The sequence below is a fragment of the Streptomyces roseolilacinus genome (genome assembly GCF_014649335.1).
Classification (GTDB): domain Bacteria; phylum Actinomycetota; class Actinomycetes; order Streptomycetales; family Streptomycetaceae; genus Streptomyces; species Streptomyces roseolilacinus.
In genome coordinates, this window is the sequence record NZ_BMSV01000012.1 from 76302 (window position 1) to 97760 (window position 21459).

Annotated in this window: 25 protein-coding genes and 1 pseudogene; 13 read left to right on the top strand and 13 right to left on the bottom strand. The window is 75.4% G+C overall.

Annotated elements, in window-relative coordinates; all coding sequences use genetic code 11:
• Nucleotides 1-98 precede the first annotated feature (98 nt).
• Nucleotides 99-878 (bottom strand): SGNH/GDSL hydrolase family protein, encoded by a 780-nt coding sequence (locus tag IE106_RS25480; protein ID WP_189537558.1) that lies wholly within the window; start codon nucleotides 876-878, stop codon nucleotides 99-101.
• Between the two features lie 110 nt (nucleotides 879-988).
• Here IE106_RS25480 and IE106_RS25485 point away from each other — a divergent pair, with 110 nt between their 5' ends.
• Nucleotides 989-1996, top strand: a complete 1008-nt coding sequence (locus IE106_RS25485; RefSeq protein ID WP_189537559.1) for a maleylpyruvate isomerase family mycothiol-dependent enzyme — start codon at nucleotides 989-991, stop codon at nucleotides 1994-1996.
• A 30-nt stretch (nucleotides 1997-2026) separates the two neighbouring features.
• Here the strand turns inward: IE106_RS25485 and IE106_RS25490 are convergent, their stop codons facing one another.
• The 3 genes and pseudogenes from IE106_RS25490 to IE106_RS25500 all read right to left on the bottom strand — a co-directional run.
• Nucleotides 2027-3043 (bottom strand): hemolysin family protein, encoded by a 1017-nt coding sequence (locus tag IE106_RS25490; protein ID WP_189537560.1) that lies wholly within the window; start codon nucleotides 3041-3043, stop codon nucleotides 2027-2029.
• Complete coding sequence (locus IE106_RS25495; protein ID WP_229840765.1) at nucleotides 3040-4530, bottom strand: hemolysin family protein; 1491 nt, start codon at nucleotides 4528-4530, stop codon at nucleotides 3040-3042. Before IE106_RS25495 ends, IE106_RS25490 begins: the two co-directional genes overlap by 4 nt.
• Nucleotides 4531-4704: 174 nt before the next feature.
• Nucleotides 4705-5166: pseudogene (locus IE106_RS25500) on the bottom strand (GNAT family N-acetyltransferase); the annotation flags it as partial.
• Nucleotides 5167-5235: 69 nt separating this feature from the next.
• Between IE106_RS25500 and IE106_RS25505 the strand changes: the two are divergent.
• Nucleotides 5236-5481, top strand: coding sequence for an antitoxin (locus IE106_RS25505; RefSeq protein ID WP_189537562.1), 246 nt, complete (start codon nucleotides 5236-5238; stop codon nucleotides 5479-5481).
• Between the two features lie 16 nt (nucleotides 5482-5497).
• Entirely contained in the window at nucleotides 5498-5869 is a 372-nt protein-coding gene (locus IE106_RS25510) for a fic family toxin-antitoxin system, toxin component (protein WP_189537563.1), read from the top strand.
• A 308-nt stretch (nucleotides 5870-6177) separates the two neighbouring features.
• On the opposite strand, the gene IE106_RS25515 is transcribed toward IE106_RS25510, so the two are convergent.
• The 5 genes from IE106_RS25515 to bioB all read right to left on the bottom strand — a co-directional run bounded on the left by IE106_RS25515 (nucleotide 6178) and on the right by bioB (nucleotide 10614).
• Nucleotides 6178-6858, bottom strand: coding sequence for a class I SAM-dependent methyltransferase (locus IE106_RS25515; protein ID WP_189537564.1), 681 nt, complete (start codon nucleotides 6856-6858; stop codon nucleotides 6178-6180).
• Between the two features lie 79 nt (nucleotides 6859-6937).
• Nucleotides 6938-7282 carry a VOC family protein gene (locus IE106_RS25520; protein ID WP_189537565.1) on the bottom strand — a complete coding sequence of 115 codons (345 nt, stop codon included), beginning with the start codon at nucleotides 7280-7282 and terminating at the stop codon, nucleotides 6938-6940.
• A 138-nt stretch (nucleotides 7283-7420) separates the two neighbouring features.
• Nucleotides 7421-8140 (bottom strand): dethiobiotin synthase, encoded by a 720-nt coding sequence (gene bioD, locus IE106_RS25525; RefSeq protein ID WP_189537566.1) that lies wholly within the window; start codon nucleotides 8138-8140, stop codon nucleotides 7421-7423.
• 1 nt (nucleotide 8141) lies between these two features.
• Nucleotides 8142-9437 carry an adenosylmethionine--8-amino-7-oxononanoate transaminase gene (locus IE106_RS25530; RefSeq protein WP_189537567.1) on the bottom strand — a complete coding sequence of 432 codons (1296 nt, stop codon included), beginning with the start codon at nucleotides 9435-9437 and terminating at the stop codon, nucleotides 8142-8144.
• Nucleotides 9430-10614 carry a biotin synthase BioB gene (gene bioB, locus IE106_RS25535; protein ID WP_189537568.1) on the bottom strand — a complete coding sequence of 395 codons (1185 nt, stop codon included), beginning with the start codon at nucleotides 10612-10614 and terminating at the stop codon, nucleotides 9430-9432. The genes IE106_RS25530 and bioB overlap by 8 nt, the downstream gene beginning before the upstream one ends.
• 143 nt (nucleotides 10615-10757) lie before the next feature.
• Here bioB and IE106_RS25540 point away from each other — a divergent pair, with 143 nt between their 5' ends.
• On the top strand, nucleotides 10758-11930 hold the full coding sequence (locus IE106_RS25540; RefSeq protein WP_189537569.1) for an 8-amino-7-oxononanoate synthase: 1173 nt from the start codon (nucleotides 10758-10760) through the stop codon (nucleotides 11928-11930).
• Nucleotides 11931-12111: 181 nt separating this feature from the next.
• A complete protein-coding gene (locus tag IE106_RS25545) occupies nucleotides 12112-12543 on the top strand; it encodes an ATP-binding protein (protein ID WP_189537570.1) in 432 nt (143 codons plus the stop codon).
• 39 nt (nucleotides 12544-12582) lie between these two features.
• On the opposite strand, the gene IE106_RS25550 is transcribed toward IE106_RS25545, so the two are convergent.
• The 3 genes from IE106_RS25550 to IE106_RS25560 all read right to left on the bottom strand — a co-directional run bounded on the left by IE106_RS25550 (nucleotide 12583) and on the right by IE106_RS25560 (nucleotide 14558).
• Nucleotides 12583-13134, bottom strand: a complete 552-nt coding sequence (locus IE106_RS25550; RefSeq protein ID WP_189537571.1) for a C40 family peptidase — start codon at nucleotides 13132-13134, stop codon at nucleotides 12583-12585.
• A 504-nt stretch (nucleotides 13135-13638) separates the two neighbouring features.
• Nucleotides 13639-13953 carry a hypothetical protein gene (locus IE106_RS25555; protein ID WP_189537572.1) on the bottom strand — a complete coding sequence of 105 codons (315 nt, stop codon included), beginning with the start codon at nucleotides 13951-13953 and terminating at the stop codon, nucleotides 13639-13641.
• Nucleotides 13950-14558 (bottom strand): ATP-dependent Clp protease proteolytic subunit, encoded by a 609-nt coding sequence (locus IE106_RS25560; protein WP_189537573.1) that lies wholly within the window; start codon nucleotides 14556-14558, stop codon nucleotides 13950-13952. The genes IE106_RS25555 and IE106_RS25560 overlap by 4 nt, the downstream gene beginning before the upstream one ends.
• Before the next feature lie 59 nt (nucleotides 14559-14617).
• Here IE106_RS25560 and IE106_RS25565 point away from each other — a divergent pair, with 59 nt between their 5' ends.
• Nucleotides 14618-14893 carry a type II toxin-antitoxin system Phd/YefM family antitoxin gene (locus tag IE106_RS25565; protein WP_189537574.1) on the top strand — a complete coding sequence of 92 codons (276 nt, stop codon included), beginning with the start codon at nucleotides 14618-14620 and terminating at the stop codon, nucleotides 14891-14893.
• Nucleotides 14894-14972: 79 nt separating this feature from the next.
• Here IE106_RS25565 and IE106_RS25570 read toward each other — a convergent pair whose 3' ends face one another.
• Nucleotides 14973-15968 carry an ABC transporter permease gene (locus IE106_RS25570; protein WP_189537575.1) on the bottom strand — a complete coding sequence of 332 codons (996 nt, stop codon included), beginning with the start codon at nucleotides 15966-15968 and terminating at the stop codon, nucleotides 14973-14975.
• 110 nt (nucleotides 15969-16078) lie between these two features.
• Between IE106_RS25570 and IE106_RS25575 the strand changes: the two genes are divergently transcribed.
• The 7 genes from IE106_RS25575 to IE106_RS25605 all read left to right on the top strand — a co-directional run bounded on the left by IE106_RS25575 (nucleotide 16079) and on the right by IE106_RS25605 (nucleotide 21447).
• The gene (locus IE106_RS25575) at nucleotides 16079-16705 is read left to right on the top strand and encodes a TetR/AcrR family transcriptional regulator (RefSeq protein WP_189537576.1); all 627 of its coding nucleotides are present in this window, start codon (nucleotides 16079-16081) and stop codon (nucleotides 16703-16705) included.
• Nucleotides 16706-16841: 136 nt separating this feature from the next.
• Nucleotides 16842-17144, top strand: coding sequence for an urease subunit gamma (locus IE106_RS25580; protein WP_189537577.1), 303 nt, complete (start codon nucleotides 16842-16844; stop codon nucleotides 17142-17144).
• Nucleotides 17145-17155: 11 nt separating this feature from the next.
• The gene (locus IE106_RS25585; RefSeq protein WP_189537578.1) at nucleotides 17156-17467 is read left to right on the top strand and encodes an urease subunit beta; all 312 of its coding nucleotides are present in this window, start codon (nucleotides 17156-17158) and stop codon (nucleotides 17465-17467) included.
• Nucleotides 17460-19196: an urease subunit alpha gene (locus IE106_RS25590; RefSeq protein ID WP_189537579.1), complete on the top strand. Its 1737-nt coding sequence runs from the start codon at nucleotides 17460-17462 to the stop codon at nucleotides 19194-19196. Before IE106_RS25585 ends, IE106_RS25590 begins: the two co-directional genes overlap by 8 nt.
• 60 nt (nucleotides 19197-19256) lie before the next feature.
• The gene (locus IE106_RS25595; protein WP_189537580.1) at nucleotides 19257-19919 is read left to right on the top strand and encodes an urease accessory protein UreF; all 663 of its coding nucleotides are present in this window, start codon (nucleotides 19257-19259) and stop codon (nucleotides 19917-19919) included.
• Between the two features lie 38 nt (nucleotides 19920-19957).
• Nucleotides 19958-20650: an urease accessory protein UreG gene (gene ureG / locus IE106_RS25600; RefSeq protein WP_189537581.1), complete on the top strand. Its 693-nt coding sequence runs from the start codon at nucleotides 19958-19960 to the stop codon at nucleotides 20648-20650.
• Nucleotides 20647-21447, top strand: coding sequence for an urease accessory protein UreD (locus IE106_RS25605; protein ID WP_189537696.1), 801 nt, complete (start codon nucleotides 20647-20649; stop codon nucleotides 21445-21447). Before ureG ends, IE106_RS25605 begins: the two co-directional genes overlap by 4 nt.
• Nucleotides 21448-21459: the final 12 nt, after the last annotated feature.

Genomic DNA, 21459 nt, shown 5'->3' on the forward strand with positions numbered 1-21459 from the left:
TGGCGGTTCCTGCAGGCCAGCGCCCCGCCCCGGTTTGTGCGTTGCTACGAGGCGCGGGCCGCCGCGCGCACCGCCCGCCGGGAGCGGTGCGCCCGGCGCTACGCCGAGGGGCCGTCGTAGGGCAGGAGCTCCGGGCGCTTCGCGGGACGGCCGTCGCCGGACGAGCGGCCGGTCAGCCGCCGCCCGATCCACGGGCCGAGGTGCTGCCGGGCGAACCGCAGGTCGTCCAGCCGCCGCCCCACCCACGGCCCCCGCACCTCCGGCCCCAGGGGCGCCCGCCAGTCCTCCTGGGGCTCCAGCCCGAGCGCCTGCCAGACCGCCTCGGCCACCCGCCGGTGCCCCTCGGCCGTCAGGTGGAGCCGGTCCAGGTCCCACAGGCGCGGGTCGCCCAGCACCTGCGCCCCGTACAGGTCGACGACCAGCGCGTCGTGCCGCGCCGCCAGGGCGTCGACGTGCGCGAACAGCTCCTCCATGCGCGGGCGGAAGCGCTCCATCACCGGGCCGTTGCGGCCGGGGCTGCGCATCAGCACCAGCCGCTTGCACGACGGCGCCAGCCGCTCGACGGCCTCCTCCAGCCGGGCGCGCACCCGGCCCATGTCGCACTTGGGGCGCAGCGTGTCGTTGAGCCCGCCGACCAGCGTGACCACGTCGGCGCCCATGCCGGCCGCCCGGTCCACCTGCTCGTCGACGATCTGGGCGATGAGCTTGCCGCGCACCGCCAGGTTGGCGTAGCGGAAGCCGGGCGCCCGGGCGGCGAGGCGGCCCGCGAGCAGGTCGGCCCAACCCCGGTACGAGCCGTCGGGCAGCAGGTCCGACATGCCCTCGGTGAAGCTGTCGCCCACCGCGACGAAACTCGTGTACGTAGCATTCATCTCCATGGCGGAGCGATCGTATCGCGATGCGGGCGGCGCACGGACGTTCGCGTAGGGTCGCCGGGGCGGGGGAGGGAAGCGGCCGCCGGAGACGGCGGGAAGAGGGGGAGGGGCCCATGGGCGAGGCACTGGAGCGGGCTCTGGCCGACGCGCTGGCACATCTGCTGACCGCCCGCGGCGACGAGGCGCTCGGCCCGGACGAGGCCGTGCGGTGGTCGCAGGACGCGGCCCGCGTCCTGCGGCGGCTCACCCCCGCCGACCGGCGCCGCCTCTCCGCGCTGTTCCACGACACGGCCCGCCGCGAACCGGAGGGCGCCCGGCGCGGCGCCCTGCTGCGGCTGCCCGGGGACCTGGGCCTGACCGGTGACGCCCACACCGCGTACTGCGACGGGGTCCGGGACCACGTGGCCCGGTTCGTCGCGGCGGTGCGGGACGCCGACCCGGCGACACCGCTGCCCACCTGCCCCGGCTGGACGCTCGCCGACCTCGCACGGCACGTGGGGGAGGTGCACCGCTGGATGGAGCACCTCGTCCGCACGCGCGCCACCGTGCGCGTCGAGCCCGAGGACGTCCCGCTCGGCCTGCCCGGCGACCCGGCCGCGTACCCGGCCTGGCTGGCCCGGGGGGCCGACGCGGTGGTGCGCACCCTGCGCGCCGCGCACCCCGACACGCCGATGTGGTCGTACGGCGCCGACCCGCACGTCCGGTTCTACCCGCGGCGGCTGTTCTTCGAGACGGTCGTCCACCTCGCCGACGTCGAACTGGCGCTGGGCGCCGAACCGCGCGTCGCGCCGGGCGTGGCCGCCGACGGCATCGAGGAGTTCCTGGAGAACCTGCCGTACTACGGCTGGGTCGCCGAGCCGGCAGCCCGGCTCGGCCGCGACGGGGAGACCCTGCGCCTGCGCGCGGCCGACACCGGCGCGGTGTGGACGCTCACACTCGGCGGGGGCGGTTTCACCTGGCGCGCGGACGGCGGCGGCCCCGCCGCCACCGCCACGGTCGAGGCCGGGTGCGGCGAGCTGCTGCTCCTGCTGTACGGCCGGTACGGCGCCGGGGACGGCCGGTTCACCGTCACCGGGGACCGCTCGCTCCTCGACGCCTGGCTGGCCGCGACCCGCTTCTGAGCCGGAGCCCGTCCGCGGGCCGCGCCGGGGTCAGGAGGCCGGGCCGCCCACCAGTTCGCGCAGCACGTCCTCCATCGTGACCAGTCCGGCCAGCCGTCCGTCGTCGTCGAGGACGGCCGCCAGGTGGGTGCGGCTGCGGCGCATCGCCGTCAGCACGTCGTCCAGCGGGGTCGCGTCCCGCACCCGGGCGATCGGGCGCATCGCCGACACCGGGAACGGCTGGTCGCGCGGTATGACGTCCAGCGCGTCCTTGACGTGCAGGTAGCCCAGGATGCGGCGGGAGCGGTCCACCACGGGGAAGCGGGAGAACCCGGACCTCGCGGCGAGCCGCTCCACCTCGTCCGGCGTGGTGTCGGCCTGCACGTACACGACCCGCTCCAGCGGCATGACCACGTCGCGCACCGGGCGCCGGCCCAGCTCCAGCGCGTCGTGCAGCCGCTCGGCGGCACGGTCGTCGAGCAGGCCCGCGTCGCCGGCGTCGGTGACCATCCGGGCCAGCTCGTCGTCCGAGAACGTCGCCGCGACCTCGTTCCTCGTCTCCACCCGCAGCAGCTTCAGCAGCGCGTTGGCGAACGCGTTGATGGTGAAGATCACCGGGCGCAGCGCCCGCGCCAGGGCCACCAGCGGCGGGCCGAGCAGCAGCGCCGTGCGGACCGGTTCGGCGAGGGCGATGTTCTTCGGCACCATCTCGCCCAGCAGCATGTGCAGGTACGTGGCCGCCGCCAGGGCGATCACGAACGAGATCGGGTGGACCAGGCCGTGCGGCACGCCGACCGCGCCGAACAGCGGCTCCAGCAGGTGGGCGATGGCCGGTTCCGCGACGATGCCGAGCACCAGCGTCGCCAGCGTGATGCCCAGCTGGGCGGCGGCGAGGAGGGCCGAGACGTGCTCCAGGCCCCACAGGACGCTGCGCGCCCTGCGGTCGCCGGCCTCGGCCTGCGGCTCGACCTGGCTGCGGCGGACGGAGATCAGGGCGAACTCCGCGCCGACGAAGAACGCGTTGAGGACCAGCGTCAGGAAGCCGATCAGCAACTGGACGGCGATCATCGACCGGCCCCCTCACCCGGAGCGCCCGCAGCGCCCGAAGCATTCGGGGCGTCCGGAGAACCCGGAGCCCGTGAAGCGCCCGGAGCCCGGGAAGCGCCCGAAGCGTCCGGAGCCCGTGAAGTCCCCGGAGCACCCGGCTCCGCCGGGCCGTCGGCGTTCCCCGGCCCCCCGGGCTCCTCTCCCTCGGCGGGGGCGTGCAGCATGACGCGCGCCGCCCGGCGCCCCGAGGCGTCGACCACGTCCAGCAGCCAGCCGGACACCTCCACGGTGTCCCCGGCCTCCGGGATCCGGCCCAGCGCCGTCGCGACGAACCCGGCGAGCGTCTCGTACGGACCCTCCGGGACGTGCAGCCCGATCGGCCGCAGCTGGTCGGTGCGGGCGGCCCCGTCGGCGGACCACAGGGTGCGCCCGTCGGCGTCCTCACCCGCCCGTGCCAGGTCCGGCGTCTCGTGGGGGTCGTGCTCGTCGCGCACCTCGCCGACGACCTCCTCGACGATGTCCTCCATCGTCACGACCCCGGCCGTGCCGCCGTACTCGTCGATGACGACGGCCATGGTGGCCTTGCCGTACATCCGGTCGAGCAGCCGGTCCACGGTGAGGCTCTCCGGCACCAGCACCGGCTCGCGCAGCAGGTCGACCACCGGGGTCCGGTGCCGCCGCTCGGCCGGCACGGCCAGGACGTCCTTGATGTGGGCGGTGCCGATGACCGCGTCCAGGCCGCCCCGGTAGACGGGGAAGCGGGACAGGCCGGTCGCGCGGGTCGCGTTGGCGACGTCCTCCGCGGTGGCCTGCGCCTCCAGGGCGGTGACCTGGACCCGCGGCGTCATCACGTTCTCGGCGGTGAGTTCGGCCAGGTTGAGCGTGCGGACGAACAGCTCGGCGGTGTCCGGCTCCAGCGCGCCCTCCTTCGCGGAGTGGCGCGCCAGCGCGACCAGCTCCTGAGGGCCGCGCGCGGACGCCAGCTCCTCGGCGGGTTCCATGCCCAGGCGGCGCACCATGTGGTTGGCGGTGTTGTTGAGGTGGCTGATCAGCGGCTTGAAGGCGGCGCTGAAGATCCGCTGCGGGGTCGCCACGACCTTCGCCACCGCGAGCGGCGACGAGATGGCCCAGTTCTTGGGCACCAGCTCGCCGACGACCATCAGGACCACCGTCGACAGCGCCGTGCCGATCACCAGGGCCAGCGACGAGGCGACGGAGGGGGACACGCCGAGGTCCCGGATCGGGCCGCTGATGAGCCGGGCGACGGAGGGCTCGGCGAGCATGCCGACGACCAGGTTGGTCACGGTGATGCCGAGCTGCGCGCCGGACAGCTGGAAGGTGAGCGACCGGACGGCCTTCAGGGCGCCGGTGGCGCCGCGCTCACCGCGCTCGGCCGCCTGTTCCAGCGTGCCGCGTTCGACCGTGGTCAGCGAGAACTCGGCCGCGACGAACGCGCCGCACGCCAGGGCGAGCAGCAGCGCCACGAGGAGCAGCAGCACTTCCGTCATCGGTTCACCTCCGTCCCATGATCGGTCAGAGGCGGGATGATCGCGCGATGTCGGGGGCGGATCGTGCTACTGGGAGGCTCGCCCATGGGCGGACACTCACACACCTTTCGCATACGGCCGGAATCGTCCAGCCATGCTAAGGGAGCGGCGGAGCGGCGTCAGGACCGGTCCCCGTCAGTCCGTGAGCGGCTTGACCCAGCGGCTCCACCAGGGCTCGGGGGCGTAGCCGGCCGCCCGCCAGGCGTGGTGCGCGAGCCCGTTGCGGTCCAGCACCATCGCGTCGGCGCGCCGCCCTCCCAGCCGGGTGAACCGCTCCTCGGCGGCCGCGAGCAGCGCCGCCCCCACGCCCCTCCGGCGCCGCTCCGGACGGACGGCGAGCCGGTACAGGTGGCAGCGCCAGCCGTCGAACCCGGCGATCACGGTGCCCGCCACCTCCCCGTCGCCGCACTCCGCCAGGAGCAGGGCGCCGGGATCGCGGGCGATCAGCCGCTCGACGCCGTCGCGGTCGTCGCTGATGCTCGTGCCCTCGGCCGCCACCTTCCAGAAGGCCAGGACGGCGTCCAGGTCGGCGGGGGTGGCGGCGCGTATGCGGAGATCGTCCATGCGGGGCATCCCATCACCGCGCGCGGGGCGGCGTCGAACGGATTCGGACCGGTTCCCCCCGCCCCCTTGCGGGTGCTAGCGCGGGGGCGCTAGCGTCGTGGGGTGGCGAAGACTCAGCTGAACGTACGGGTGGACGAGACGACCGCCGAGGCCGCCCGCCGCAGGGCGCGGCAGCGGGGGGTCAGTGTGAACCGGTACATCGAGGAGCTCGTCCAGCGCGACGCGGGCGAGGCGGGCCGCACCTTCGTGGACGCGGCCGCCGACTTCATGAAGCAGTACGAGTCGGTCTTCGCCGACGAGTTCCGCGGCGACCCGGCGCTCGGACCCCGGCCCGAGGGCGGTCGGTGAAGGCGTCCGCCCGCGCATGAACCTCTCCGTGGACCTCGCCTGGCTGCTGATGGTCGCCGAGCAGAAGGCGCCGGGCGACCCGCAGGTCGTCGACTGGGGCGCGCTGGTCGCCGCGGTCAGCCGGCACGACGCCGAGATATTCGGCATCGCCGTCTACGACGACCCGCACCTCCGCGCCGCGGCCCTGCTGCAACTGCTGCTGCACGTCCCCGCCCTGGAGCACTCCAACGCGCTGTTCGCGTCGGCCGTCGCGTACGGCTACCTCGTCGCCTCCGGGCTGCGCGTCACCACCTCGCCCGAGCGGGTCAGGGACCTGGCGCGCCTGGTCAAGGGCGGCGGGGCGGACGTCCGCGACATCGCCGACGAACTGGAGCGCTGGACGCTCTGACCCGGCGCGGGTGAGTACGCCGCGGGCGGCCGCCTGAGTACCCCGGCGGATCCCCCGCGCCCCGCCGCGCCGGTTCCCTGGACCCATGAACCGCGCACCGACCCCCCGCCGCGCCGAACGCGTCGGACCGAAGCAGATCACCGTGTTCGGTACGGCCCTCGCCGGGGCCCTGCTGCCCCTCGCCCTGGGCGTCCTGTTCGCCAAGGCGGCGGCCGCCGATCCGATGGCCCCGGTCAACGCCCTCGTCACGGGCGGCGGCCGCGCCCGGCTCTCCCCGGCCCAGCTGCGCGGCTGCGGGCGCGGCGGCCTCAGGCGGTACCGGACGAGGGTCGCCGCGCGACGCCCAGGACGGCCGGCGACGACGGCAGCGGAACACCCCGCTCCGGAAGTCGCAGCCTCCGGTACGTGACGATCTCGAACCCGGCCGCCCCGATCTCGGCCAGCGGGTCCCGCGCCGTGTGGCAGCCCCCGAACAGCCGCGGCCACACCGTGGCGTCCGCGCCCCGCTGCACCGCCGCCGCCACCCGCCCCCGCGCCAGGCCGTGCTCCAGGAACCGCAGCTCGCCGCCCGGCCTGAGGACCCGCCGCAGCTCCGCCAGGGCCCCGCGCACGTCCCGCACGCTGCACAGCACCAGGGACGCGACGGCGCCGTCGAACGCCTGGCTCTCGACCGGCAGCGCCTCCGCGGTCCCCGGCACCACGTCCACCGGCACCCCCGCCCGCAGGCCCTCCTCCGCGGCGAGCCGCCGCAGCGTCCGCTCCGGCTCGACCGCGACGACCTCGGAGACGGCCGCCGGGTAGTGCGGGAAGTTCAGGCCGTTGCCCGCCCCCACCTCGACGATCCGTCCGGACAGCCCGTCCAGCAGCTCCCGCCGCAGCTCGCCGACCCCGCCCTTCGCGTCGGCCACCACGCTCACGCGCGCGTAGAAACGGGCGAACAGGGGGTGGCGCACGGCGTCCGGGCCGGTCTTCGTGCTCTGTTCCGTCATCGCGGACCTCCTCCGGCAGCATCCGGCATATCGGGGCGGACACGGTGATTGTGCACCACCCCGCGCCGCCGAGGGCCCGTCAGCCGCCCACGAAACAGAATTCGTTGCCCTCCGGGTCGCGCAGCACCTGGAAGCACCCCTGGGGGTCCTGCACGATCCCGCCGACCCGTACGGCGCCCAGGGCGACCGCCTCCTCGGCGGCGCCCGCCACGTCACCGCCGTCCAGGTCCAGGTGCAGCCGGTTCTTCACGGACTTGCCCTCCGGGACCCGCTGGAACGCCACCCGCACGAACCCCGGCGGGTCCACGTACGACCAGCCCGGCTCCCGGTCCACCGGTTCACCGCCCAGCAGCCCGGCCCAGAACCGCGCCAGGGCGGAGGGGTCGGCGCAGTCGAACACGATCTCACTGACAGTCGCTCGCATGCCCGCCAGCGTAGGGGGCGGGCGCCCCGGTCCCCGGGACCGGGACGCCCGCCGTCCGCGGCCGGCACCGGCCGCCGTTCGCCGTCCGGCGTCAGAGTGCGGCACCGGCCGCCGCGCCGGGACGCCCGCCGTCCGGGCTCAGGCGCCCGCCGCCCGCGTGAACGCCCGCGCGTCCCACGTCCCGCCCAGCTCCGGCGCCAGCCAGCCCGGCGCCGCAGCCCTGAAGGACCCGGGCGACAGGGCGCCGGCCCCCTCGGGGACCGCGCCCAGCAGCGGGGCGCCCGCCGAGGTCGGCAGGTCCGCGAGGTTGCACCGCTCGGCCAGCCCCGGCGCCTTCGGCCAGCTGCCCACGACCAGGCCCAACGGGGTGAGGCCACGCGCGCGCAGCGCCTCACCCGTCAGCGCCGCCAGGTTGAGCGTGCCGAGCCCCGCCGCGGCGACCACCAGCACCGGCGCGCCCAGCAGCCGCGCCGCGTCCGCGAGGGTGCCGCCCCGCGCGTCGTACCGCACGAGCAGCCCGCCCGCGCCCTCGACGAGCACCAGGTCGTGCGCGGCGGCCAGCTTCTCCGCCGCCTCCGCCACGGCGTCCGGCCCCACCGGCGCCATCCCGGCCCGCCGGGCGGCCGTCTCCGGGGCCAGCGGCTCGGGGAACCGGGCCAGTTCCCGCCCGGTCACCCCGGGCCCGGCGAGCCGTACGACCTCGTCCGCGTCGCCCCGCTCACCCGGCCCGACCCCCGTCTGCGCGGGCTTCAGCACGGCCACCGAGCGGCCCGCGGCGCACGCCGCCGCCGCGACGGCGGCCGTCACGACCGTCTTGCCGATCTCGGTACCGGTACCGCTCACCACCACGATCCGCATGTCAGCCCTCCTTCGCGGCCGCGCACACCGCGCGGCAGATCCGCGCCACGTCCCCGTCGTCGGTGACGTACGGCGGCATCACGTACACCAGGTCCCGGAACGGCCGCAGCCACACGCCCTCGCGCACCGCCGCCGCCGTGGCCGCCGCCGTGTCGACCGGGTGGTCCAGCTGGACCACGCCGATCGCCCCGAGCACCCGCACGTCCCGGACCCCCGGCAGCGCGCGCGCCGGTTCCAGCCCCTCGCGCAGCCCGGCCTCGATCCGCTTGACCTCCCGCGCCCAGTCCTGCGACAGCAGCAGGTCGATCGAGGCGCACGCGACCGCGGAGGCCAGCGGGTTGCCCATGAACGTCGGCCCGTGGGCCAGCACCGGCACCTCGCCGCGCGAGATGCCCTCCGCGACCCCCGTCGTGCACAGCGTCGCCGCCATGGACAGGTAGCCGCCGGTCAGTGCCTTGCCGAGGCACATCACGTCGGGCGCCACCCCCGCGTGGTCCGCCGCGAACAGCTCGCCCGTCCGGCCGAACCCCGTCGCGATCTCGTCGAACACCAGCAGCACGTCGTGGGCGTCGCACGCCTCCCGCAGCACCCGCAGGTACGCGGGGGAGTGGAAGCGCATCCCGCCCGCGCCCTGCACCACCGGCTCGACGATCACGGCGGCCAGCTCGTCGGCGTGCCGGGCGACCAGCTCGCGCAGGCCGCGCGCGTACTCCTCCTCGTACGCGGCCGGGGGCGCCGGGGCGAAGACCTGCCGCTGCAGCACCCCCGCCCACAGCTCGTGCATCCCGCCCTCGGGGTCGCACACCGACATCGGCTGCCAGGTGTCCCCGTGGTAGCCGCCCCGCCACGTCAGCAGCCGCTGCTTGGCGGGGCGGCCGACGGACCGCCAGTACTGGAGGCACATCTTCACGGCGACCTCGACGGACACCGACCCCGAGTCGCTGAGGAACACGTGCCGCAGCGGGGCCGGGGTGATCTCCACCAGCCGGGTCGCCAGACGGACGGCCGGCTCGTGGGTGAGCCCGCCGAACATGACGTGGCTCATCCGGTCCAGCTGGCCGCGCACGGCCTCGTCGAGCACCGGGTGGCGGTAGCCGTGCACCGCCGACCACCAGGACGACATGCCGTCGACCAGCTCCGTCCGCCCCTCGGCCGGTTCGGCGAGGCGCAGCCGCACCCCGGAGGCCGACTCCACCACGAGCGGGTCGGCCCGGCCGGGCATCGGGCCGTACGGGTGCCACACGTGCTCCCGGTCCAGCGCGAGCAGTTCGCCCGGGCCGTACAGCGGTTCAGGCATTGGGCGCGAGGTCCGTTCCGGCGCCCCGGCGGCGCACCGCCACCAGGTCCGGCCGGGCCCCCGGAGCGGCCGCGTCCCCCTCCGCCGGCGCCCCGGCCTCCGCGGACGTTCCGCACACGTCGCCGGAGCCGCAGCCGCCGCCCGTCCCGCAGCCACCGGCGGCGGCCGCGTCCACGCGGTGCTCGGGCAGCGTCGTCGTCCCGGCGCCCTCCACCTCGAAGCCGGCGTCCGCGAGCATCTCCAGGTCCGCCTTGCCGGCCTGGCCCTCACTGGTCAGGTAGTCGCCCAGGAAGATGGAGTTGGCCAGGTGCAGCGCGAGCGGCTGGAGCGTCCGCAGGTGCACCTCGCGCCCGCCCGCCAGCCGGACCTCCACGTCCGGGCAGACGAACCGCACCATGGCCAGGATGCGCAGCGCCCGCTGCGGGGTGAGGTTCCACTCCTGGGCGAGCGGGGTCCCCTCGAACGGGATGAGGAAGTTCACCGGCACCGAGTCCGGGTCCAGCTCGCGCAGCGCGAACACCACGTCGACCAGGTCCTCGTCGCTCTCGCCCATGCCCGCGATCAGCCCGGAGCAGGCGGACAGCCCGGCCGCGTGCGCCTTGTTCACCGTGTCGACCCGGTCCGCGTACGTGTGGGTGGTCGTGATGTCCCCGTACGTGGCCTCGGACGTGTTGAGGTTGTGGTTGTACGCGTCGGCGCCCGCCGAGCGCAGCCGCTCGGCCTGCCCGTCGGAGAGGAGCCCGAGGCACGCGCACACCTCGACGCCCTCGTTGCCCTCCTTGATGGCCTCGATCGTCTTCGAGACCCGCTCCACGTCCCGGTCCGTCGGGCCCCGGCCGCTGGCGACGAGGCAGACCCGCTTCGCGCCGCCCGCGACGCCCGCGGCCGCCGCCTTCGACGCCTCCTCCGGCTTCAGCCAGGTGTACTTGAGGATGTCGGCCTTCGAGCCCAGCCGCTGCGAGCAGTACGAACAGTCCTCGGGGCACAGCCCCGACTTCAGGTTGACCAGGTAGTTGAGCTTCACCCGCCGCCCGAACCAGTGGCGCCGCACCTTCCCCGCCGCGGCCACCACCTCCAGCAGTTCGTCGTCGGAGGTCGCCAGGACGGCGAGCGCCTCTTCACGGGTCGGCAGCTCGCGCCGCAGCCCCTTGTCCACCAACGTGTTCAACAGGTCCATGGCGCTGATCCTGGCGTACGGCACACCCCCGGGCCAAGGAGGAACCCGACAACGCGGCCCGTCGGGGGTGTGTGGATGACCACACTCTCACCCCGCCCCTTCTTCGTTAGGGTCTGTGCGCTGCCTACAAAGGGGACCCAGACATGCCCATGGACGCGCCCGGCGACGCCGTGCCCGAGGCCCCGTTCGACTGGACCGACGCCGAGGCGCGCCGCCGCGCCGCCGCCGGACTCGTCCGCACGCTGCGCCCCCGCCCCGCCGACGCGGACCTGCTGGACCTGGCGAGCAACGACTACCTCGGCCTCACCCGCCACCCGGAGGTCACCGGTGCCGCCGCCGGTGCCGCCCGCCGCTGGGGCGCCGGCTCCACCGGCTCGCGGCTCGTCACCGGCTCGACCGCCCTCCACGCCGAACTGGAGCGGGAACTCGCCGCCTTCTGCGGCTTCGAGGCGGCGCTCGTCTTCTCGTCCGGGTACGCCGCCAACCTCGCCGTGCTCACCGCGCTCGGCACCCGCGGCTCCCTCCTCGTCTCCGACGCGGACAACCACGCGTCGATCGTGGACGGCTGCCGGCTCTCCCGCGCCGAGACCGCCGTCGTCCCGCACGCCGACCCGCAGGCCGTGCGCAAGACCCTGGGCGCCCACCCCGGGCGGCGCGCCCTGGTCGTCAGTGACTCGGTGTTCTCCGTCGACGGCGACGCCGCCCCGCTCGGCGCCCTCGCCGGCGCCTGCCGGGAGCACGGCGCCGCCCTCGTCGTCGACGACGCGCACGGCCTGGGCGTGCTGGGCGAGGGCGGCCGCGGCGCCCTGGCCGCGGCGGGTCTCGCCGGCGCGCCCGACGTGGTCGCCACGGCGACGCTCTCCAAGTCCCTGGGCAGCCAGGGCGGCGCCGTCCTCGGCCCCGCCCGGGTCGTCGAGCACCTGGTGAACGCCGCCCGGACCTTCATCTTCGACACGGGCCTCGCCCCGGCCTCGGCGGGCGCCGCCCTGGCGGCCCTGCGCCTGCTGCGCCGCGAACCGGACCTGGCCGGCCGCGCCCGCGCGGTGGCGGCGACCCTGCACGCGAGGCTGACCGCCGCGGGGCTCACCGCCGTACGGCCCGACGCGGCGGTGGTGTCGGTGCGGGCGCCCTCCCCGGAGCAGGCCCTGCGCTGGGCGGCGGACTGCCGCGCCGAGGGCGTGGCGGTCGGCTGCTTCCGGCCGCCGTCCGTGCCGGACGGGGTGTCGCGGTTGCGGCTCACCGCCCGCGCGGACCTCGACGGGGAGCAGATCGACCGGGCCGTGGCCGTGGTCCTGCGCACCGCGCCGTCCTGCTGAATCCGGTCTCGCGTCGCAGGCTTCACCGTATCGAGCGACAGATAAACACATATCTCGGTGGATGCCTCCCCCTGGGACGACATGAGTGGCAGTCTGGCGCGGAGCACAGTCCGGGGCCGTCCCGACAGGGAATCCACGGCACGTCGGAGTCCGGCCCCGGTGGGAAAGGGACAGCGTCGCCATGGCAGACCATCAGGAAGCGTCCGTCACTCTGCCGAGCGATCCCGCCTCGGTCCCCACCGCCCGGAGGTACGTGTCCGACGTGCTCGCCGAGTGGGGGCTCGGCCGCGACACCGACACCGCGGAGACGGTCCGGCTGGTCGTCTCCGAACTCGTCACCAACGCGGTCCAGCACACCTTCGGCCTGTCGCCCACCTTCACCGTCGACCTGCGGCTCGAACGGGACGAACGGCTGCGCATCGGCGTCACCGACAGCCACCCGCGCTGGCCGCAGCGGCTCCCCGCGGCCGTCCAGCAGGACAACGGCCGCGGCATGGTCATCGTCCGCTGGCTGGCCGCCGAGTGCGGCGGCCGGCTGTCGGTCACGCCGACCGAGGAGGGCGGCAAGACCGTGTGGATCGCCCTGCCCTGGACCGCGCCGGTCCAGACCTGACCCACCGTCGTCCGTCCCGCCGCCCCCTCGTGCCCGGTGTCAGCGCACGCGGCCGTACGAGACGGACTTGGACCAGATGCGGTCGAGCTTCACCCACGAGCCGGTCTTCGGGGAGTGCCAGATCCGGTTGTTCCCGGCGTAGATCCCGACGTGGTACACGCCGCCGTTGCCGTGGAAGAAGACCAGGTCGCCCTTGCGGCGGTCGGACTTGGCCACCTGGCGCGTCTTGTTGTACTGGGCCTGCGCGGTGCGCGGCAGCTTCTTGCCGGCCCGCTTGTACGAATAGAGCGTCAGCCCCGAGCAGTCGAAGCGGTACGGGCCCATGGCCCCCCACTGGTACGGGGCCCCCTGCTTCGACGCGGCGACCTTCAGCGCCTTGTTGGCGACGGCCGGCGCGGCGTGCGCCGGGGGGGCCGCGCCGGGCGCGACGAGCGTGCCGCCGACGGCCGCCAGGGTGAGGGCGGACACGATGCGGGAGATCCGGGCCGGTGCCGGCGGGGTGGGGGAGGGGTCCGGGGAGGCACCCCCGGACGGGACGTGCGGGGCCGTGCGGGAGTGCGGTACCGGGACCTGATTCTGCGTCGCGGACATGCAGTACCCTTCGTCAACCCGCCTGTGAAGGATTGCCTGTCGGGTTCGGACAGGACGAAGATGCCCGGCCGCTGACGCGGCTTCACCCCAAGGGGAGCCGGCCCGCACCGTGTGCGGTGGCCGCCCCGTACTGCTCGGGTCCTCCACTCCTGCCGATCCACTGGTGTCGACCAGTCGTCCGGACGGCGGCAGGACTCGGCGTCCGCCCGGACCGCCTCGCCGGGATGGCGGGGGCTTGTCGTCGAGACGGATCTTTCCCGCAGCACCCCGGAATCCGGGGTTGCGACGGGGCGGTGTGAGTCTCGTCACGACTGGTCCGATCGGGTGGACAGCGATGTTTCCGGGCCGGTCGGCCGCGTGCTGCTGAGCCCCGTACCTGCGGCGTCGCGGCCGTGGACCGTCCTGCGGCTACGTGGCGACCGCAACTCGGGCCGTACGAAGTTCGTCCCCGCGTCTCAGCCGAACGGTCGAGTGGGCGTCCCCCGGCCGGGTCCCCCAAACCGGTCAGGGCAACGGGTCATGAGGCACCGTCACCCTCCGGGTGCGCCGCTCACCGTCCAGCACGCGCAGCGCACGCGCCAGGGTCTCCGCGTGGACCTCGTGTTCGCCCCGCTGGTGCATCAGCGTCAGGGCGTCGCGCAGCGCGGCCGCCCGGTCGACGAGCGCCTGGGCCGCCCGCAGCGCGCCGTACGTGTGCGTGGCGCGGGCCGGGTTGAGGCGTCCCAGCAGGTCGACGGCGTCCAGGTAGGCGTCGACGTAGGCGCCCTCCGCGCGCGTGAGGGCCGGCAGGGGCGGGGGCTCGGGGGGTCGCACGGTCATCCCCTCCGGGTGCGGACCACGTGGTCCACCAGGCCGTGCTCCCGTGCGCCGGTCGCGTCGAGGACCAGGGTGCGGTCGAAGTCGGCCGCCACCCGGTCGCGTTCCCGCCCGGTGTGCCGGGCCAGCAGGTCGGTGAGCAGGTCGCGCTGGCGCAGCAGTTCGCGCGCCTGGACGTCCAGGTCGGAGGGCCGGCCGTGTGACGGTTCGTCCAGTTCGGGCTGCCGGAGCAGCACCCGGGAGCCGGGCAGGGCGGCGCGCTTGCCGGGCGCGCCGGCGGCGAGCAGGACCGCGGCGGTGGACGCGGCCTGGCCGACGCAGGTGGTCGCCACGTCGCAGGTGACGATCTGCATGGCGTCGTAGATCGCGGTCATCGCGTCGACCGGGCCGCCGGGCGAGTTGATGTAGAGGGAGACGTCCTGGTCCGGCGCCGTGTACTCGAGCTGGATGAGCTGGGTCACCACGTCGTTGGCCGCGGTGGCGTCGAGCGGGGTGCCGAGGAGGATGATCCGGCCCTCGAAGAGCTTGGAGTACGGGTCGAGGGTGCGGGTGCCCCCGGCGGTGCGCTCGGAGAACTCGGGGAGGACATGGCGGGCGTTCGAGGTCATGAGGAGGTGCCTCCGTCCGTAAAAAATGTACAGGATGTACAGACCGCTAGAATGGGAGCATGGCCTACGAGATTCCGGTGACGCAAGCCCGGGCGGAGCTCGCCGATCTGATCAACCGCGTCGTCTACGGTGGTGAGCGGGTCGTCGTGACCCGGCACGGCAAGCCGTTGGTGGCGCTGGTCTCCGCCGCTGACCTGGAGCGACTCGAATCCGCCGCGCAGGCGGCCGAGGAGCGCGCGATCGGTTCCGTCTCCGAGCTGGGTGACGCGCCGTCCGCTCCGCGCGAACACCGCCGGTTCGGCATCGCGGCCGAGCACCGCCCCCACGGCGGCTGACCGGCGCCGCACCGCGCACACGGGAAAGCCGCGCGCCCCCGCCCGGTGCGGGCGGGGGCGCGCGGCGTCCGGTGCCGGGTCAGCCGATGGGGGCGGGCCTCGGTGCGGCGGCGGACGGAGTCGGCCGGCCGGCCGGGCCGGCGGGGCCGCGGCGGGCGCCGAGGAAGACCAGCGCCATGCCCAGCGCCACCCACACCAGGAGGGTCAGGAGCGGCCCGCCGGCCGCCGCGCCGTCGAAGAACGCCACGGAGCGCAGCAGCGACGCGCCCGCGCCCGGCGGCAGCAGCTGCCCCAGCGTCCCGACCGGCTCCGGCAGCATCTCCGGCGCGCTGGTCACGCCCGAGAACGGGTTGCCCAGCAGCACCATCAGCAGGGCGCCGAGGCCGATGCCGGGCGGCCCGACGAGCGCCGCGAAGCCGGCGACCGCGGAGCTGGTGGCCAGGACCGTCAGCCCCAGGACCCCGGCCTCCGCCGCCCAGTCGCCCCCGAGCATCCCGAGCCAGGTGTCGGTGATCGTGGCGCCCACGGCGCCCGCCAGGACCGCGCCGCCCACCAGGGCCGTCGCCGCGCGCCCGCCCCGCAGGCCCATCAGCGTCACCGCGGCGCCCGCGGCGAGGCCCGCCAGGCCCAGCGGCAGGAGGCTCGCGATCAGCCCGCTGCCGCGCGGGTCGCCGGACGGGGCCGCCACCACGTCCGTGACCTTCACCTGCCCGCTCGGGCTCTGCGCGGCGGCGGCCTGCTGGAGCAGCTGGGCGACGGCCGGGCTCGCGGCCGACGCGACCAGCACCTCCGGGCCCTGGGGGCCGGCGACCAGCGCGCCGTATACGGTCCGGTCCTCGATCGCCGCGCGGGCGGCGTCGGCGTCGTCGTAGCGGTGGAGCGCGAACTCGTCCCCGCGCTGCCGGAAGCCCTTCTCCAACTGCGTGACGGCGCTCTCGGGGCCGGCGAGCCCGATCGGCACGTCGCGGGGGGCGACGCGCGCCGCGGGCCAGACGAAGGCCCACAGGGCGAGGGCGGCGAAGACCGGGACGAGCACCATCGCCGCGGTCATCCGGCGCTGGGGCGTGGCGGACATGGGGAGCCTCCGGGGGCAGACAAAGAGAAGGATCGTTCGTTTTACGGTTCTCAATCTCCTCCCGCCCCGCTTCCTTGTCAAGAATGAACGTTCGTTTTATTGTTTTGATCATGGCTCGCGTATCCCAGGAACACCTCGACGCCCGCCGACGCCAGATCCTCAACGGCGCCGCGCGCTGCTTCGCGCGCAACGGCTTCCACGCCACGTCGATGCAGGACGTCCTCCGCGAGGCCGACCTCTCGGCCGGTGCCGTCTACCGGTACTTCAGCGGCAAGGAGCAGCTGATCGAGGCGATCGTCACCGAGGTCCTCGACGCGATCCGCGACACCTTCGAGTCGGCCGCCGCGCAGAGCCCGCCGCCCGCGCCCGACGTCCTCGTGGACCGGGTGATGGAGGAGGTGCTCACCGAGCGGTCCGGGCTGCCCTACGACGGCGACGAGAGCCTGCCGCGCCTGATGATCCAGGTCTGGACCGAGACCCTGCGCAACGACCGGCTCTCCGCCGCCATGCGCCAGGGGTACGCGCGCGTGCACGCCGCCTGGGTCGGCGTCGTCGAGGCGTACCAGGCCGCCGGGCTCATGCGCGACGACGTGCCCGCCGCGCACGTCGCCCGGACGATGATCGCCGTCGCCCAGGGATTCGCCGCCCAGCAGGCCCTGTTCGGCGCCGTCCCCGTCTCCGTGCTCCAGGACGGGCTGCGCGCGCTGATGTCCATGGGGCGGCAAAACGCGGGTTAACGCATCGGAAAAACTTCTGCGAGAGAAGGAAATATCTCTCCGTCACAGTCGTCCTCGCAGGTCAACAGAGTGTTGACGCCGGATGGTGTCCCGCTGCGCCCGGGACCGCGCCGGGCGGGAACTGTGAGGTGGAACCGTGCAACTGACCCCGCACGAGCAGGAGCGCCTGCTCGTCCACGTGGCCGCGGACGTGGCCGAGAAGCGCCGGGCCCGCGGCGTGCGGCTCAACCACCCGGAGGCCGTCGCCCTCATCACCTCGCACGTCCTGGAGGGCGCCCGCGACGGCCGCACCGTCGCCGAACTCATGGCCTCCGGGCGCAAGGTGCTCAGCCGCGCCGACGTCATGGACGGCGTCCCCGAGATGATCCGCGACGTACAGGTCGAGGCCACCTTCCCGGACGGCACCAAGCTCGTCACCGTCCACGACCCCGTCATCTGAAGGGGGCCGCCGTGATCCCCGGAGAGATCCTGTACGCGCACGAGCCGGTCGCCGTCAACGAGGGCCGCCCCGTCACCCGCCTCACCGTGCTCAACACCGCCGACCGGCCCGTCCAGGTCGGCTCCCACTACCACTTCGCCGAGGCCAACCCCGGCCTGCACTTCGACCGGGCCGCCGCGCGCGGGCTGCGGCTGCACGTCGCCGCGGGCACCGCCGTCCGCTTCGAGCCCGGCGTCCCGGTCGACGTGGAACTCGTACCGCTCGCGGGAGCCAGGGTCGTGCCCGGCCTCCGCGGCGAGACCGGGGGCGCCCTCGATGCGTGAGCCCCGCCCCCTCCTCGTCGACCGGGCCGTCTACGCGGACCTGTACGGCCCCACCACCGGCGACCGCGTCCGGCTCGCCGACACCGACCTGTTCGTCGAGATCGAGGAGGACCGCTGCGGCGGCCCCGGACGCGCCGGCGACGAGGCCGTGTTCGGCGGTGGCAAGGTCCTGCGCGAGTCCATGGGCCAGGCCCGCGCCACCCGCGCCGAGGGCGCCCCCGACACGGTCGTCACCGGGGCCGTCGTCCTCGACCACTGGGGCGTCGTCAAGGCCGACGTGGGCATCCGCGACGGCCGCATCACCGGCATCGGCAAGGCCGGCAACCCCGACACCATGGACGGCGTCCACCCCGACCTCGTCATCGGCCCCGAGACCGAGGTCATCGCCGGCAACGGCAGGATCCTCACCGCGGGCGCCGTCGACGCCCACGTCCACTTCATCTCGCCCACCCTCGTCGACCAGGCCCTCGCCTCCGGCGTCACCACCCTCGTCGGCGGCGGCACCGGACCCGCCGAGGGCACCAAGGCCACCACCGTCACCCCCGGCCCCTGGCACCTCGCCCGGATGCTGGAGGCGCTGGACGCCTTCCCCGTCAACATCGGCCTCCTCGGAAAGGGCAGCACCCTCTCCCGCGAGGCCCTCCACTCCCAACTGCGCGGCGGGGCCATCGGCTTCAAGATCCACGAGGACTGGGGCGCCACCCCGGCCGCCATCGACGCCTGCCTCGGCGTCTGCGAGGAGACCGGCGCCCAGCTCGCCCTCCACACCGACACCCTCAACGAGGCCGGGTTCGTCGGCGACACCCTCGCCGCCGTCGCCGGGCGCACCGTCCACGCGTACCACACCGAAGGCGCGGGCGGCGGGCACGCGCCCGACATCATCACCGTCGTCTCGGAGCCGTACGTCCTGCCCAGCTCCACCAACCCGACCCGCCCGCACACCCTCAACACCGTCGAGGAGCACCTCGACATGCTGATGGTGTGCCACCACCTCAACCCGGCCGTCCCCGAGGACCTCGCCTTCGCCGAGTCGCGCATCCGGCCCGGCACCATCGCCGCCGAGGACGTCCTCCACGACCTCGGCGCCATCTCGATCATCTCCTCCGACTCCCAGGCCATGGGCCGCATCGGCGAGGTGGTCCTGCGCACCTGGCAGACCGCGCACGTCATGAAGCGGCGGCGCGGCGCCCTGCCCGGCGACGGCCGGGCCGACAACCACCGGGCGCGCCGCTACGTCGCCAAGTACACGATCAACCCGGCCGTCGCCCAGGGCATCGACCACGAGACCGGTTCCGTCGAGACCGGGAAGCTCGCCGACCTCGTCCTGTGGGAGCCGGCGTTCTTCGGCGTCAAGCCGCAGCTCGTCCTCAAGGGCGGGCAGATCGCGTACGCGCAGATGGGCGACGCCAACGCCTCCATCCCCACCCCGCAGCCGGTCCTGCCCCGCCCCATGTTCGGCGCGCACGGCCGGGCGCCCGCCGCGAACTCCGTCAACTTCGTCACCGGCGCGGCGATCGAGGACGGGCTGCCGGAGCGCCTCGGCCTCGGCAAGCGGTTCGCCGCCATCCGCGGCACCCGCGGCGTCACCAAGGCCGACATGCGGGAGAACGACGCCCTGCCCCGGGTCGAGGTCGACCCCGACACCTTCACCGTCACCATCGACGGCGACCCGCTCGAGGCGGCGCCCGCGGCCGAACTGCCCATGGCGCAGCGCTACTTCCTCTTCTGACCCCTCCGGCACCCACACCCACACCCACTCGGACACGCACAGGGAGACGGACGCACCGCGATGAGCCGATCCGCACTCCTCGTCCTCGCCGACGGGCGCTTCCCCGCCGGCGGGCACGCCCACTCCGGGGGCGCCGAACCCGCCGTCAGGGCCGGCCGGATCAAGGACGCCGCCGACCTGGAGCGGTTCTGCCGGGGCCGGCTGCACACCACCGGCCTCACCGCCGCCGCCCTCGCCGCCGCGGCGGCCCTCGGCCACGACCCCGCGGCCCTGGACGCCGCCGCCGACGCCCGCACTCCCTCGCCCGCCCTGCGGGCCGCCGCGCGGCGCCTCGGCCGGCAGCTGATGCGCGCCGCCCGCACGGCCTGGCCCGCGGCCGAACTGGACGCGCTGGCCGAAGCCTTCCCGCGCGGCGCCCACCAGCCCGTCGTCCTCGGCACCGCCGCCCGCGCCGCCGGGCTCGGGCCCGAGGACGCCGCGCACTGCGCCGCGTACGAGACGGTCAGCGGGCCCGCCACCGCCGCCGTGCGGCTGCTCGGCCTCGACCCGTTCCAGGCCACCGCCGTCCTGGCCCGGCTCGCCCCGGACACGGACGACGTGGCCGCCCGCGCCACGGCCGCCGCGCGCCGCGGCGTCGACGCCCTGCCGGCCGCGTCCGCGCCGCTGCTGGACATCACGGCGGAACAGCACGCGGCCTGGCCGGTACGCCTCTTCGCCTCCTGACCCGCCCGTACCCTCCCCACCCCTCCTGGAGCCGCACCATGCACCTGGGCCACCCCCACGACCACGCCGCCCCGGCCGTCAGCGCCGACGCCACCCGCCCCGACGGCAGCCGCCGCGCCCTGCGCATCGGCCTCGGCGGGCCCGTCGGCTCCGGCAAGACCGCCACCGTCGCGGCCCTGTGCCGCGCCCTGCGCGACCGGCTGTCCCTCGCGGTCGTCACCAACGACATCTACACGCGCGAGGACGCCGAGTTCCTGCTGCGCCACGCCGTCCTGCCGCCCGAGCGGATCGCCGCCGTCGAGACCGGGGCCTGCCCGCACACCGCGATCCGCGACGACATCTCGGCCAACCTGGAGGCCGTCGAGGACCTGGAGGAGGCGGTCGGGCCGCTCGACCTGATCCTCGTGGAGTCCGGCGGCGACAACCTCACCGCGACCTTCTCCCGGGGCCTCGTCGACGCGCAGGTCTTCGTCATCGACGTGGCGGGCGGCGACGACATCCCCCGCAAGGGCGGCCCCGGCGTCACCACCGCCGACCTGCTCGTCGTCAACAAGACCGACCTCGCCCCGTACGTCGGCTCCGACCTGGACCGGATGGCCCGCGACGCCCGGGAGCAGCGGGGCGACCTGCCCGTCGTCTTCACCTCCCTGACCGGTGAGGACGGCGTCGCGCCCGTCGCCGACTGGGTGCGGGAGCGGCTCGCCGCGTGGACGTCGGCCGGGGCCGCGTGAGCGTCCGCGCCACCGCCCGCGTCGTCGCCGCGCCGGGCGGCGTCCTGCCCGTCCTGGAGAGCGCCGGCCCGCTCGCGGTGCGCCGCACCCGCGCCCGGCGGCCGCACACCGCCCGGGTCACCGTCGTCGGCGCCATGAGCGCCCCGCTCGGCGGTGACCGGCTCGCCCTGGAGGCGGTGGTACGGGACGGGGCGCGGCTCACCGTCGACGCGGCCGCCGCGACGGTGTCCCTGCCGGGCCCCGCCGGCGAGACCGCGCACTACGACGTACGGCTCACCGTGGGCGACGACGCCGAACTGGTCTGGCTGCCCGAGCAGTTGATCACCGCCCGCGGGTCCGACCTGCGGATGCGCACGACCGTGGACCTCGCCGCGTCCGCCCGCCTGGTCCTGCGCGAGGAGCAGGTCCTGGGCCGCTCCGGCGAACCGTCCGGCACCCTCTTCGCGCGCCTCACCGTCCACCGCGCCGGCCGCCCCCTCCTGGACCAGGAGCTCGCCTGCGGACCGGGCGCCCCCGGAGGGTGGGACGGCCCCGCGGTCCTCGCCGGGCACCGGGCGGTCGGCCAGCTCCTGGTGGTCCGGCCCGAGTTCGGGGAGAGGCCGGCGCAGGCCCGGCCGCTGGGCCGGACCGCCGCCCTCACCCCGCTGGCGGGCCCCGCCGCCCTGGTGACGGCCGTCGCCCCGGACGCGCTGCGGCTGCGCCGCGTCCTCGACGAGGCGATAAAGGCCCTCACCGGCCCGTGGGGGACCGCGGTGCCGGCCGGGGCGCCGCCGGGGCGTGACCCGGCCGGGGCGTGACGCCGGCCGGGC

Excerpts from the sequence above, each read along its gene's own strand:
- IE106_RS25480 (WP_189537558.1), bottom strand. The coding sequence starts at position 878 with ATGGAGATGAATGCTACGTACACGAGTTTCGTCGCGGTGGGCGACAGC.
- IE106_RS25485 (WP_189537559.1), top strand. The coding sequence starts at position 989 with ATGGGCGAGGCACTGGAGCGGGCTCTGGCCGACGCGCTGGCACATCTG.
- IE106_RS25490 (WP_189537560.1), bottom strand. The coding sequence starts at position 3,043 with ATGATCGCCGTCCAGTTGCTGATCGGCTTCCTGACGCTGGTCCTCAAC.
- IE106_RS25495 (WP_229840765.1), bottom strand. The coding sequence starts at position 4,530 with ATGACGGAAGTGCTGCTGCTCCTCGTGGCGCTGCTGCTCGCCCTGGCG.
- IE106_RS25510 (WP_189537563.1), top strand. The coding sequence starts at position 5,498 with ATGAACCTCTCCGTGGACCTCGCCTGGCTGCTGATGGTCGCCGAGCAG.
- IE106_RS25515 (WP_189537564.1), bottom strand. The coding sequence starts at position 6,858 with ATGACGGAACAGAGCACGAAGACCGGCCCGGACGCCGTGCGCCACCCC.
- IE106_RS25520 (WP_189537565.1), bottom strand. The coding sequence starts at position 7,282 with ATGCGAGCGACTGTCAGTGAGATCGTGTTCGACTGCGCCGACCCCTCC.
- bioD (WP_189537566.1), bottom strand. The coding sequence starts at position 8,140 with ATGCGGATCGTGGTGGTGAGCGGTACCGGTACCGAGATCGGCAAGACG.
- IE106_RS25530 (WP_189537567.1), bottom strand. The coding sequence starts at position 9,437 with ATGCCTGAACCGCTGTACGGCCCGGGCGAACTGCTCGCGCTGGACCGG.
- bioB (WP_189537568.1), bottom strand. The coding sequence starts at position 10,614 with ATGGACCTGTTGAACACGTTGGTGGACAAGGGGCTGCGGCGCGAGCTG.
- IE106_RS25540 (WP_189537569.1), top strand. The coding sequence starts at position 10,758 with ATGCCCATGGACGCGCCCGGCGACGCCGTGCCCGAGGCCCCGTTCGAC.
- IE106_RS25545 (WP_189537570.1), top strand. The coding sequence starts at position 12,112 with ATGGCAGACCATCAGGAAGCGTCCGTCACTCTGCCGAGCGATCCCGCC.
- IE106_RS25550 (WP_189537571.1), bottom strand. The coding sequence starts at position 13,134 with ATGTCCGCGACGCAGAATCAGGTCCCGGTACCGCACTCCCGCACGGCC.
- IE106_RS25555 (WP_189537572.1), bottom strand. The coding sequence starts at position 13,953 with ATGACCGTGCGACCCCCCGAGCCCCCGCCCCTGCCGGCCCTCACGCGC.
- IE106_RS25560 (WP_189537573.1), bottom strand. The coding sequence starts at position 14,558 with ATGACCTCGAACGCCCGCCATGTCCTCCCCGAGTTCTCCGAGCGCACC.
- IE106_RS25565 (WP_189537574.1), top strand. The coding sequence starts at position 14,618 with ATGGCCTACGAGATTCCGGTGACGCAAGCCCGGGCGGAGCTCGCCGAT.
- IE106_RS25570 (WP_189537575.1), bottom strand. The coding sequence starts at position 15,968 with ATGTCCGCCACGCCCCAGCGCCGGATGACCGCGGCGATGGTGCTCGTC.
- IE106_RS25575 (WP_189537576.1), top strand. The coding sequence starts at position 16,079 with ATGGCTCGCGTATCCCAGGAACACCTCGACGCCCGCCGACGCCAGATC.
- IE106_RS25590 (WP_189537579.1), top strand. The coding sequence starts at position 17,460 with ATGCGTGAGCCCCGCCCCCTCCTCGTCGACCGGGCCGTCTACGCGGAC.
- IE106_RS25595 (WP_189537580.1), top strand. The coding sequence starts at position 19,257 with ATGAGCCGATCCGCACTCCTCGTCCTCGCCGACGGGCGCTTCCCCGCC.
- ureG (WP_189537581.1), top strand. The coding sequence starts at position 19,958 with ATGCACCTGGGCCACCCCCACGACCACGCCGCCCCGGCCGTCAGCGCC.